The 12,611-nt window shown below is 55.2% G+C and carries 7 protein-coding genes; 2 read left to right on the top strand and 5 right to left on the bottom strand.

Going from position 1 to position 12,611, the window contains the following annotated elements:
* Nucleotides 1-12: 12 nt before the first annotated feature.
* The 5 genes from BUA93_RS00605 to BUA93_RS00585 all read right to left on the bottom strand — a co-directional run bounded on the left by BUA93_RS00605 (nt 13) and on the right by BUA93_RS00585 (nt 7,847).
* Nucleotides 13-1,692: a family 43 glycosylhydrolase gene (locus BUA93_RS00605; protein WP_072976537.1), complete on the bottom strand. Its 1,680-nt coding sequence runs from the start codon at nt 1,690-1,692 to the stop codon at nt 13-15.
* A gap of 36 nt (nt 1,693-1,728) precedes the next feature.
* Nucleotides 1,729-3,312: a glycoside hydrolase family 43 protein gene (locus tag BUA93_RS00600; protein WP_072976536.1), complete on the bottom strand. Its 1,584-nt coding sequence runs from the start codon at nt 3,310-3,312 to the stop codon at nt 1,729-1,731.
* 21 nt (nt 3,313-3,333) lie between these two features.
* Complete coding sequence (locus BUA93_RS00595; RefSeq protein ID WP_254793780.1) at nt 3,334-5,439, bottom strand: family 43 glycosylhydrolase; 2,106 nt, start codon at nt 5,437-5,439, stop codon at nt 3,334-3,336.
* Nucleotides 5,440-5,625: 186 nt separating this feature from the next.
* The gene (locus tag BUA93_RS00590; protein WP_072976532.1) at nt 5,626-6,975 is read right to left on the bottom strand and encodes a LamG-like jellyroll fold domain-containing protein; all 1,350 of its coding nucleotides are present in this window, start codon (nt 6,973-6,975) and stop codon (nt 5,626-5,628) included.
* A gap of 14 nt (nt 6,976-6,989) precedes the next feature.
* A complete protein-coding gene (locus BUA93_RS00585; protein ID WP_072976530.1) occupies nt 6,990-7,847 on the bottom strand; it encodes a TIGR02147 family protein in 858 nt (285 codons plus the stop codon).
* Between the two features lie 314 nt (nt 7,848-8,161).
* Here BUA93_RS00585 and BUA93_RS00580 point away from each other — a divergent pair, with 314 nt between their 5' ends.
* Together BUA93_RS00580 and BUA93_RS00575 are read left to right on the top strand one after the other, a co-directional pair.
* Nucleotides 8,162-10,744 (top strand): rhamnogalacturonan lyase family protein, encoded by a 2,583-nt coding sequence (locus BUA93_RS00580; RefSeq protein ID WP_072976528.1) that lies wholly within the window; start codon nt 8,162-8,164, stop codon nt 10,742-10,744.
* A gap of 93 nt (nt 10,745-10,837) precedes the next feature.
* A complete protein-coding gene (locus BUA93_RS00575; protein ID WP_072976526.1) occupies nt 10,838-12,607 on the top strand; it encodes a T9SS type A sorting domain-containing protein in 1,770 nt (589 codons plus the stop codon).
* The last annotated feature ends 4 nt before the right edge of the window (nt 12,608-12,611 follow it).

The raw sequence follows: 12,611 nt of genomic DNA, 5'->3' as shown, positions 1-12,611 counted from the left end.
GTCGAACATGCTTTACCTCAGTTCGATTTTCTGGATGCGGCCGCCAAGCCTTACCACGTATGCGCCGGGGGCAAGATCCTTCACCGCAACTTGCGCAGCGTGCCCGCGGGCAACCACCATACCATGCAGGTTCATCAGGGCGTAATCCGCGGTCTGCGAGAACCGCAGCCCGTCCACGCGAGAAACGCCGACAATCCGCGCACCGAGATTCCCAGGCGCTGCGACTAACGACGTAATTTCTGCGGAACTGCTCGACACAGCCTCGGAGCTGGAACTCGACACCAGTTCGGCGGTCCCTGAGCTCGACGCATCCTCGCTGGAAGAACTATATGCAGATTCGTCGCCCATATATTCAAACTTGAACGACTGGTTCTGCGTCCCTGTCTGTTTCCACACGACAAGCGGCATGCCCGCCTCCGTAGAGATGTTCAGGACATCGCCCAGGTATTCACTTGCGGTATCCGCGTACAGGCGGTAACCGTCATCCACATTAAAGTTCTCGATGACAATCCTGTTTTCGGCATCGACGGTCCTTGCGGTATCCAGCAGGTTTCCCTTTCCGAACGAAAGGTACTTTCCCGTCTCGATGTTCCTGAGCGTGTAGGTGTAACCGTCGATTCTTTTGAGCGCCCACAACTGCGATTCACTTTCTTCGGAATCCATCTGGATTACGACACTACGGCTATCTTCGAGACTCAGGCCGCTGTGCCGCGCCTTGATGCGGTAAACGCCATCCCTGATCGGCGCGTGGTCAACCTTCTTTACGCCCGCGTCGGTCATGGTAATGTTCGCGATGGTCGAATCGTTTTCGTAGTAGGCATAGTCCACGCACAGCGCACGACGGAAACTGCCGCCAATCGCGCCCGTATGGTATATGTAATACCACTGGTTATGGAATTCGACGAACGCCTGGTGGCTCGTATTGGAATTCTTGTTGTAGCCGACAATGACCTTGGAATTGGATACGGGCCCCGTCGGGCTTTTCATGGTCGCCTGGCCAATGCGTTCTTCCCAGCCGTAGGCATACGTCAAAAAGTAGTAGCCATTCCTTTTATGAACGTACGGAGCCTCGGTAAAACTGGGCGGCGTCACGTTGAACATGCTGCCTTGCAGTTCGACCATGTTTTCCTTGAGCCTGTAGCCCATCACGGCGCCGTTGCCCCAATAAATATAGGCCTGTCCGTCGTCATCGATAAAGACGGTCGGGTCGATATCGTAATTCACGCCGCTATTCGCAGCAGTCATGTTGCTGGTAATAAGCGCCTTGCCGATGGCATCCTTGTACGGGCCGGCCGGATGGTCTGCAACCGCGACACCAACCGCAAAATCCCTGCCGTCGTGCACGGTCACGTACCAGTAAAACTTGCCATTCCGTTCGATAGTCTGGCTCGCCCAGGCACTGCCGCGTGCCCACTTGAACGACTTGATAGAAAGCACGGCCCCGCGATCCACCCAGGTATCCATATCTCCCGAAGAGAATATGTGCCAGTCGTTCATTATGTAACCTTCGTGACCGGCGGGCGCCTCGTCATGCCCCGTGAAGATATACATGGTATCGTTGTAAACGAGCCCTGCGGGGTCTGCCGTGAACATATTCGTGACAACGGGATTGCTCGCCGCAAATGCACCAACGGCTAGCGACAAGCCGACACCCACAAAGCCGCCCCGAAGGGCGTTTCCCAATCCGTACATCCAAACACTCCTACTTTTTAGGACAAATTTCTTCCGCTAGAACATCACCCGGTACGGAATCTGCTTGTCAAAACTGCGGCCCTTGAGGTCACGGTAACCCTTGCGAGCAGGCACCTGCATTCCCTGGCGAGTTGCACGCGGAGCAATCGCGGTAGTTCCACTGCTAGAACTTTCGGGCGCGACTTCGGAACTCGAAGAATTTTCAGCAACTTCGGAGCTAGAGGATTCTGCGATGCTAGAAGACGATTCCGGTTCAACCGCCGGCGGGGTCGCCTTCGCGAGTTTCACCTTCTGGTTGTCGGCACCGGTGCGCACCCAGGTAATCACTGGCATGCCCGCGTCCTTCGAGACATTCAGCACGTCGCCCACAAAGTCGCTGTCGTAATCGCCATACAGGTAGTAGCCCTTCGCGGCAGAGGCATTCTCGATGCGGATTTCGCAGGCAGTCGCCGACGTCTTGACGGTATCGAGCAGCGTCTTGGGCGGGCAATAGTAGCGGCCGGTACCGTAATTCCTGAGCATGTAATGGCGGGCATTTTTCGCGCTGCGTTCCACGGTCCAGAACTGGTTCGCATCCTTTTCGCTTTCGGGACGCTGCACCACGATTCCGTTCTCTTCGACCAGCGACAAGGCACTGTGCGAAACAGTCAGGCGGTACGTGCCGTTTTCCACGAGTGCGTTATTTACTTTGTCTACACCCGCGGTGGTACGCTTGATTTTCTGGATATTCGCATTCTCGTCATAGTACAGGTAGTCGATATTCACGGAGCGGCGGTAGGTCCAGCCGCCCGGAGCATTCGCGCCGTGATACATGAAATACCAGTGCCCGAGATACTTGAAAATCGCCTGGTGGTTCGTCTCGGAATTGTCGAGCTTGTCGTTCAGCACGCCCTTCTGCGTCCACGGGCCATTCAAGCTCGTAGCCATCGAGTAGTTCGTCGTAGAAGGGTAACCCGAGGCGTAACTGAAGTAATAGTTGCCGCGATACTTGTGCATCCAGGGCGCTTCGAAAAAGTCCTTGATCTTGATATCTTCGGGCGTACTCGCGAGCTCAATCATGTTTTCCTTGAGCTTTACGCGACGGCCCGCATTCCACGAGCCCCAATACATCCAGATATCGTTCCCGTCGTAGAAAATCGCGGGGTCGATATTCAGCGCGACATCGTTCGTGGTGTTGTCGGTCACGAGCGCCTTGCCAATGGCATCTTTCCACGGGCCCGAGGGGTGATCGGCCACCGCGACGCCAATCGCAAAACCTTCGTCTTGTTTGATGGTCGCATGATGCACCGCCACGTACCAATAGAACTTGCCGTTACGGTATTCGCAGTGGCCCGCAAAGGCGTTGCCGCTTGCCCACTTGAAGGTCCGCCACGAAAGTACCGCACCGTAGTCATGGTAGTTTTCCATGTCGTCGGTCACCAGAACGTGCCAATCGTTCATCAAGAAGAACTTGTTGTTGTTCCCCTGAGCGCCCTGCTCGTCGTGGCCCGCAAAAATGAACAGGCTATCGTTGTGCACGAGCGCCGCGGCATCGGCAGAGTAGAATTTTGTAGTGAGCGGGTTTGCAGCTATCGCAACAGCCGCTACCCCCATCAGCATAGATAAAGTGCGTTTAAACATACCCAAACATCCCTTTTTCTGTTAGCGATTCATCACCTTGAAAACGTACTTTCCTTTAGGCAGGCCCTGCAGCGACACTTCAGATTCCATGCGCACCGTCTTTCGAGCCATCAGCTGACCCATCGGGTTCATCACGATGATTTCGTAATTACCGGGACGATCAAAATGGAAGGTATAGCCCAAAGCATTTGCAGTCAATTTATAGCCGGTTTTCAAAGACTTTGCCTGAGCGAGAGCCGTCGAAATTTCGCTAGAACTGGAAACTTCAGCGATGCTGGAACTAGATTCCACCGGAGCCACGCTGGAGCTCGAGGCAGGCGGATTCACGCTAGAACTAGATACCGGCGGTTCAATAGAAGCTGCCTTTCCGAAACGGATGTTGCCCACCAGCACTTCGCCGCTCATGCCGCTACCCGTGAGGTAGAAGTCCTTGACGCCCGAAAGTTTCTTGGTGGCAGAGCAGTTCACTTCGGTCCAGGCGCCGTTTGCGCAGCTCGAAGGAACAGTGCACTTGGAAAGTTCCGTACCCGTGGCAGAACCCTCGCGGATACTGAGCGTTCCGCCGTTGCACTGTTGCAGTTCGACCTTGACTTCGGTGCTCTTGATAGAATCCGTCACCACGTTTTCGAAGATGGCGTAGCCACCGTTCTTGACGGCAAGCTTGTCGTCCTTCGTGAGACGCACCTTGATGCCGTTATCGAAGCCGTTGCCCGGAATGGTATCGCGAATCACGCGCAAGAAGTCGATGCGGTCAAGTTCCGCAAAATTCTGGTCGGGTTCCACCTCAATAAAGTTGCCGCCGCGCTTGAGCTTTGCAGGCACCATCGCCACGGACTTTTCGGGGAAACTGCCCCAGGCGCCCGTCTTCGGGAGCTTCACCGTCTGCGCCTTTCCATTCACCGTTACTTTATGTGTAGCATCATTATCACCGCCGTTCGCGTAGCGGTAACGCAGAATGTAGTCGCCCGCCTGCATAATGTTCATCGGCAAGCGAATCTTGGAGCCCTTCGTATTGATGTAGCCCACGTATTCGCCGTTCGAGGCTTCCTTCGTGTAATTGAAGGTCAAGTCATCCGTCGCACCGCGTGTCATAATGCCGTGTTCCGCCTCGGCACTCAGGTAGCGTCCGAGGAAGGGCTGCCCCATTTCGGGCCAGTTGTCGTCGGTAAACACCAGGTCGCGAATGTGGATGTGGTTGTACTTGTCGCCGGTCAGGTCGTAGTAATGATGCACAAAGCGGATGCGGTTCAGGTCCTTGAAGGCTTCGCCGCCGCCCGGGCCCACGTAACGGCTGTAACGCTGCATCAGGATGGTTCCGCCACCCTTGTTGAGTTCCTTGCCGCTGCGGTCCTTGTAGGTTCCGTTCACCTTGTCGGCGCGACCCATAGCCGTCTTGTAGGTGGTCTGTTCGATTTCGTTACCTTGTTTACAACATACGTCCCAGGCCGTGAACAAGAAATACTGCCCGCCGTGCTCGATGAGGCTCGGGCCTTCGATACCCGTACCGCCGCGCGTCGCAATCATGTAGTTCGTCTTGTCGTCGCTCGCCTGCTTGCCCGTCTTGGGGTCCAGCTTGATCAAACGGATACCGCCTGCATTCCACGAACCGTACGTCATCCAGTACTGGCCATCGGGAGTCACCACCACGTCGGCATCAATCGCGTTGTAGTTGTTGCTGTTCGTGGCGCGCGTCACTTCGCCCTGGTCCGTCCAACCCTTCGCCGGATCCGAGAAGTTCAGGTTCGCGTTCGTCGCGACACCGATTGCAGACGTGCGCTGGCCAAAAACGGAGCCGCAGTAGAACACGCCGTACTGGTTATTGAAATGGAACAGGTCCGGAGCCCAGATGCCGTCAGTCCTTCCGCCCACGGCATTCTTGAGCCACTGCGGGCTATCCCTGAAAATCTGGCCCTTCGAACTCCACTTGACCATGTCCGTCGAGGTCCACATTGCCAGGTTGTTATTCGTGGACATAAGGATGTAGCCATTCTCGTCCCTGTACATGGAGGGGTCATGGCCCCCTTGGCGCACGTCAGTTGCATACCACGACTGAGCGAACGCACCTTGGCCCGCAAAAGCGAGCGTGAAAATCGCCGCGGACACCACTCCGCGAGAATTTAATCCCATCACACCAAACATATTTATCTCCCTTTTTACTATAAGGTTTACTACTTTAAATACACGTCAGTTTTTATTAAAAGTCAATAGTTTTTACACAATTTCAAACTAAATGATGTAATTTTTACAACACTTTACTTAAAAAAAGTCCACATTTCGCAAAAATACATCCAGAAAGGCGCCTTAAACGCCCGTTTATTCCTTTATAACCGCATATTGCAGGGCGTAGAAGAGCCGCATCCAGTTGTTGGACTGCGTACCGTCGAAGAAGAACACCTCGTCAATACCGCCGCGAAGCCCGCCGTAGCCAATCGAGGGGTTGAACGCAGTCGCAAAGCCCTCGCCCGCATCGAACTGCCTGGATTCCAGCAGCGTTCCGTCGATGAACGTGGTCACGCTATCGCCGTGAATCTTGAACGAGTAGTTGTGCCAGGTTCCATCGAGCACCCCGTTCGCACGCCCCACGACCGTGTTGTAGACACCCGTGCGCGTATCGAGCCTGAGGTTCACCGCACCCGATGTTCCGCGCTTTTGCAGGGTGAAGCCCACGCTGTCCTTCTTGGCCGAAATAATTTGAGCGTACTCGCCCACCTGCATGGAATCAACATTAAACCAGATGGAAAGCCCCATGTAGTAGCCGTCTTCGGAGAAGGGCTTGAAATCAGGAATGTAGAACCAGTTGTCGGTAGAATCCACCCAGCGGGAATTGCCGAGCACAGACGCAAGCTCGTTGCCGGTGGCGAGCGCCGCTTCGGAAGGAACTATCGAATCAAAATGCTCCACATAGCGGGCCAGAGCCAAGTCAATGCGGTCGCTGGACTGGCACGATTCTACGATGTCAAGGGAAATCGCGCCATTCCCGTCGAAGGAGACCTGCGGCAGCACGCCCCAATAAACGGCCGAGTCGGAAACCTTTGCCGTAGGGGCATCTGCAAGTTCGGCACGACTGAGACGCACCATGTTGCCGTCAGCATCCAGCAGGCAGGGGTTCTTCACATCCGGGAGACGGACCGCGAAGGGCATGCTTTCGAACACCTCGTCCGAACTGGCCAAATCTACAAAGCCCTCAGGAAGCACGAGCGCGACAGCGCCCTTGAATTCAGCTTCCAGCGCACGGTCGATATTCGTGGAATTTTCCTCGACGTTCCAGGAAACAGCCACGGAACGCACGTCACCTTCCAGAGGGTGCACCGAAACGGATTCGTAATCGCCCACGGGCAGGCTATCGAGCGACATCACGCCCGACGCGCACTCAATCGAGGTCGCCACATGCCTGTAGTCCACCGTATCTACATACAAAGTATCGCCTACGGTATCGGCGCTGGCCTTGAACACCACGACAGTATCGCCCGCGACAACATCCAGATTTTCGGTAGAAACAAGAATCCGCGCAAGCCCCTTGTTGCCCGTATTCGTCTCAATCAAAATCCCCGCGGAATCCGTAGAAGACGTAGTGCTACAGCCCGCAAAGAAGGCGAGCACGCACACCGCGGCAAAAGCGAACGCGAGTCGCCCCGAACCAAAGATATTCTTAAAGCATCCCATCAACACCTTCCTCCCTATGCCTCGCCCGCACCGGACGGTTTATTGTTTTCGCGGATGTTGCTGAACACGTGCAGGTTCACATGCTCCACGACGGTCGGCGTCTCGCTATCGGCCATCACGATCTGGCGCACCTGCGCCTTGAATTTTTCAGCAGCCTTCTCGACCTTCGCCTGCGCGGATTTCGACACCGCGAACGTGAACGTGGTCATGTCGCGGGACTCGCTCCCTTCGGATTCCAGCGCCTGCTTCGAGAGTTCCAGGCACTGCTTCTGGAACTGGAGCACCATCTGGCTCTTGCTCTGCTGCACTGTGGCAAGGCTATCCTTCGTCGGCTTCCAGAATCCGCGTTCGTCCTTGCGCACGAGCGACATCTTCTGCATGAGTTCAAGGCTTGCCTTCAGGCGCTTCTCGGACACGGGCGGGAAAATCTTCGCCGCAAGTTCCGACACGTCGTCGCCCACATCCATCACCTCGAGAATCGCGTAAACCGTGCTGTTGTACCAGTTGCCAAAGAACTCGTAACTGTCCGGGTCCACAATCGCCTGCGGGTTCTTGTTCAGGCGCATCATGGCATCGAACGCCGCCTCGCGCACCTGGGCAGTCTTCCCCTGGTCAAAATCGACCATCGCCTCGAAATACCTCGCCTCGTTCCCCTTGAGCCCGATGACGTTTATAAAGCGCTCGCGCATGTTGTCGGTCACGCGCTTGCCCTGCACCACGTCGTTGAAATAGCTGCGGGTATTCGGGAGCCCCAGCAAGTTGCAGAACTCGGTACGCGAAAACGAAGGCTCCGCCGCCTGACGGCGCTCCTGGTATTCCGCCAGGAACTTGCGGAACTTGGTAAACTCGAAAATGTTTACGAAGGTATTCATGATATCAAATATACATAAAAATATAGTACATAGTATAGTAATTATCAACTTTTTTGTACATCCGCACCCCTCGCTCGATATTCGATGAAAACCGTTGACTTTTAGAAAAGGCCTCAAAACGGCGAAAACGGAACATTTTTCGGCGATTTCTCTACAAATGTGGACTTTTTATAACAACAAATAACTAACAATCTTTGTAAATTAAGGTAAATTATTGAAAAAATGTAGACTTTTAATAAAAATTTAGATTATATTAAAAATCGGTACGATAAGTACCTGTTTGGTAAAACTTCGACCCTTTTGGGGAGGAAAATATGGTGTATTGTGGAAAGAAAACGCCGCTTGCGGCGTGTGTAGCGTTGTCCTTTGGACTCGCCATCCCGTCTTTCGCGGCCCCGCGTCAGATGGAAAACCTGAGCCGCGGTCTCGTGGCTTCTAACGTCGGAAAAGGCATGCTGGTCAGCTGGCGCCTGCTCGGGAGCGACGCCCCGAATACCGAATTCAACCTCTACCGCGACGGGACAAAAATTGCGACCATTGCAGGGAACGGTGCGACAAACTACCTCGAGGCTTCGGGCAAGGCGACCTCCAAGTATACGGTCGCCGCAGTCGTGGACGGCAAGGAAGGCGCGCAGGCCGGGCTCTCGTTCGTGTTCGACAAGTCGGCCAATTCCGACGGTAAGAACATCCCGTATGCAACTCTCAAGCTTGACCGCCCGGGCGACCTCAAGATGCCCGACGGTTCCAGCTGCAGCTACACCTCGAACGACATGAGCGTGGGCGACCTGGACGGCGACGGGGAACTCGAACTCGTCGTAAAGTGGGACCCGAGCAACCAAAAGGACAACTCGCAGAGCGGCTACACGGGCAACGTGTATATCGACGGCTACAAGATGAACGGCAAAAAGCTGTGGCGCATCGACCTGGGCAAGAATATCCGCGCGGGCGCCCATTACACGCAGTTCATGGTCTACGACCTGGACGGTGACGGCATCGCCGAAGTCGCCATGAAAACTAGCGACGGCACCATTGACGGTACAGGCAAGGCCATCGGCGACAAGAGCAAGGATTACCGCACAAAGACCGGCACCATCATGAGCGGGAACGAGTTCCTGACCGTGTTCAACGGCAAGACGGGTGCAGCCATCACGACCATCGACTACGTGCCGGGCCGTAATGTCACCAAGAACTGGGGCGACACCTACGGCAACCGCAGCGAACGCATGCTCGCGGCCATCGCTTACCTCGACGGTGTACACCCGAGCCTCGTGATGATGCGCGGCTACTACACCTACGCCTACGCGGTCGCCTACGACTTCGACGGCAAGCAGCTCAAGCAGCGCTGGTACCACAAGTCCGAAACGAGGGGCAAGGGCATCTTTGGCGAAGGCAACCACAACGTTTCCGTGGGCGACATCAACGGCGACGGCAAGGACGAAATCGTGTTCGGTTCCGCGGCGCTCAAGTCCGACGGCACGCTCCTTTACCGCACAGGGCTCGGACACGGCGACGCGCTCCACCTTTCGGACATGGACCCCGACCGTCCGGGCCTTGAATCGTGGGATGTTCACGAAGAAAAGTCTGCCGCCTATACCGACGACTTCCGCGGCCCCGACGGCAAGATTATCTGGGGCACCAAGCAGCCTAACCCGGGCGTAGACAACGGCCGAGGCCTTGCCGCAGACATCGATGCGGATCACCGCGGATTCGAGATGTGGAGCAGCGCGGGCGACGGCGTGAAGAACGTGAAGGGCCAGAAGATTTCGGGCAGCAAGCCCTCGGTGAACTTCCGCATCTATTTCGACGGCGACCTGCAAGACGAACTGCTCGACGGTTCTATAGACAAGTGGAGCACCAAGGACAAGAAGGCGAACCGCTACTTCACCTACGGCAACGTGAACAAGTCTACTACGAACAACGGAACAAAGAAGAACCCGAGCCTCGTGGCCGATTTGTTCGGCGACTGGCGCGAAGAACTTATCCTGCGTTCGGGCAGCGACGCCTCCATGATTACGATTTTCGGCACTCCGGTCACGACGGATTACCGCGTGTACACCCTGATGCACGACCCGCATTACCGCGTGAGCATTGCCTGGCAGAACGTGGCCTACAACCAGCCGCCGCACCTGGGTTACTACCTGCCCGACGCGGTAAAGAACCTGAAGCAGCCTTCCATTTATCTCGCAGGTGACGGTACTACCCCCGTCGTTATTGACCCAGTGATTGTCGACCCCGTCGTTCCCGAAATCAAGCACGACATGACGAAGGAATCGTTCGTGGATGCATCCGCCCCGGCAGAAGGTAAAGGAACCTTCGAAGACACGAACGAAGGCTGGAAAGAGAAGGGCTACTACAACTTCGACAACGATGCGGCGAGCTTTGCCACCTGGAAAGTGACCGCGAAGGAAGACGCGAAGACAACCGTTTCTATCGTGTTTGCAAACGGCGGGAACGATGCCCGCGACATGAACCTCTCCGTAAATGGTGGCGAAGCGATCAGCGTAAGCCTGCCTTCTACCGGCAGCTGGACCACATGGCAAGAAGTCCAGGTACCTGTAAGCATCGTGAAGGGAGAGAATACGCTCAAGCTCTCCTCCACCACGGAGAACGGCGGCCCGAACGTAGACGGTTTCTACTTCGGGGTACCGGGTGTGACGCTCGCCCCTGCGGAAGGGACGACCGCCCTTGCGACAGGCGTACAGAAGCTTGCCCGTGGCGGATATGCCGAAATCGAGATTTACAACATGGGTGGCCGCATCGTGGGGACCATCGCGAAGTTTGTCGCCGCGGGTGAGAGCGCCGTGGACCTCTCGCAGGAACCGCTCCCGAAGGGGAGTTACCTCGTGCGCGTAAAAATCGACGGCAAGTACATCTCCAAGGGAATCTTTAAGAAATAGAACCCCCATAAACTCCCCGTCTAGCGCCCTTTCTCGGAAGGGCGTTAGGCGGCTTTTAACGTTAACGGATTTCACAAAAGGGATTGGTTTAAAATGAACAGATTTTATTCAAAGATTTGGCAAAGCCTCGTGGCAATTTCCATGGTCATTGCCCCGGCAGCCGTATGGGCGAAAGTAACCATCTACATGTGCGGCGATTCCACCATGCAGGACTGGAACGCAGGCTATTACCCCAAACAGGGCATCGGCCAGAATTTCGGATACTTCTTCGATTCCGGGCTCGCGACCGTCAAAAACTACGGTGCAGGCGGTACCGCCGCAGAAACTTATTACAACGGCGGGAAATGGACCCCAGTCAAGAACGCCCTCCAGAAAGGCGACTACGTATTCATCAAGTTCGGAATCAATGACCGCAACTACAGCTCCGAAGCCGGTTACCGCACCTACATGACCAAGATGATCAACGAGGCGAAGGCCAAGGGAGCCTACCCCATCATCGTGAATCCGGTACGCCGCAGCGATTTCCGCGGAACAAAGCAGGATTCCATTTACGAATCCTACCACAACTACCCGATTATCGCACGCGAACTTTCGAAAACGCTCAACACGCCCATCATCGACATGGACACCCTGAGCCGCAACTACCTGCTTTCCGTAGGCCAGTTCTACGCTCACCATTACCTGAACGTGGTGCTCGACAAGGGCGAATACAGCAACTACGCGAACGGGAACAATGACAACCTTCATTTCCAGCAGAATGGAGCCATCGCTTTCGGGCGCATCATTACCGAACAGTTGCGCGTACACCCGGACGCTCAGGTAAAAAAACTCGCCGACTACTTGGCGCCCATGTACAAGGTAGACGTGAAAGTCAGCCCCGCAGGTTCCGACCAGGCAACGACTATCAGCTCCTATTATCCCAAGGGCATGACGGTGACGCTCAAGACTACACCAAAATCCGGCAAGAAATTTCTTGGCTGGTATGACGGCAACGGCAAAAAGGTGAGCGGGAACGCAAACGCCTCGGTAAAATCAGACAAGATATACACCTTCGTCATGGGTTCCGCCAGCACGCAATACACCGCTGTTTACGAAGGCGGCACCGCAGAAAAATACACCGGTGACGGCAAGGCGCTCACGGCATTCCCGACAGGGACTCCGAAAAAACTTTCCGACGTAACATACTCCGTAGACACTACCGCGAAAGACACCGTCCAAGAAGAAAAGCATATAAGCCTAGACATCAAGAACTTTATCGACGCCGCCAATCCCGATACGGGAAACGGCGCCACCGAGGCAAACCACGAAGGCTATACAGGCAACGGTTTCTTCAATTTCGAAAACGCGCTGAATTCTACCGCCGAATACAAGATGAAGTTTCCCTCTGCAGGCTACGTGACTATGGGAATCCGCTATTCCTTTGCCGGCACCGAAGAGCGCTCGCTGAACGTGTACCTCGACCACGATTATATCGTGAAGTTCAAGCCCACGGCAGATTGGGACACCTGGGATACCGCCTACGTGGACCTGGATCTCATCAATGGCGAAGGAATCCTCAAGTTCATTTCCATGACCGAAAACGGAGGGCCGAACATAGACGCATTCGGGTTCAGCGTCGACGGCGTGGAACGAATCGTTCCCGAAGTCGAGACAACGTCCCTGAAAGGCGACATTCTTTCTGTCTCGAAAAACGAAAACACGAGGATAGATGTTTTCGACATGTCGGGCCGTCTGGTCGCCCGCAAGCTCTCCGGCAGCGACAACATAGACCTGTCCGGCATCGTCCAGGCAAGCGGCATCTACCGCATCATCGTCCGCAACGGGAAACACAAATTTAGCACCACCTGGGCCAACGTAAAATAAGGAG

The sequence above is a fragment of the Fibrobacter sp. UWH4 genome (genome assembly GCF_900142475.1).
Taxonomy (GTDB): domain Bacteria; phylum Fibrobacterota; class Fibrobacteria; order Fibrobacterales; family Fibrobacteraceae; genus Fibrobacter.
The sequence above is the reverse complement of the archived record's forward strand: the minus strand, read 5'-3'. Positions and strand labels throughout refer to the sequence as shown.

What these genes read in the sequence shown, in the direction of transcription:
- BUA93_RS00605 (WP_072976537.1), bottom strand. Translation starts at nt 1,692, where the DNA reads ATGTACGGATTGGGAAACGCCCTTCGGGGCGGCTTTGTGGGTGTCGGC.
- BUA93_RS00600 (WP_072976536.1), bottom strand. Translation starts at nt 3,312, where the DNA reads ATGTTTAAACGCACTTTATCTATGCTGATGGGGGTAGCGGCTGTTGCG.
- BUA93_RS00595 (WP_254793780.1), bottom strand. Translation starts at nt 5,439, where the DNA reads ATGGGATTAAATTCTCGCGGAGTGGTGTCCGCGGCGATTTTCACGCTC.
- BUA93_RS00590 (WP_072976532.1), bottom strand. Translation starts at nt 6,975, where the DNA reads ATGGGATGCTTTAAGAATATCTTTGGTTCGGGGCGACTCGCGTTCGCT.
- BUA93_RS00585 (WP_072976530.1), bottom strand. Translation starts at nt 7,847, where the DNA reads ATGAATACCTTCGTAAACATTTTCGAGTTTACCAAGTTCCGCAAGTTC.
- BUA93_RS00580 (WP_072976528.1), top strand. Translation starts at nt 8,162, where the DNA reads ATGGTGTATTGTGGAAAGAAAACGCCGCTTGCGGCGTGTGTAGCGTTG.
- BUA93_RS00575 (WP_072976526.1), top strand. Translation starts at nt 10,838, where the DNA reads ATGAACAGATTTTATTCAAAGATTTGGCAAAGCCTCGTGGCAATTTCC.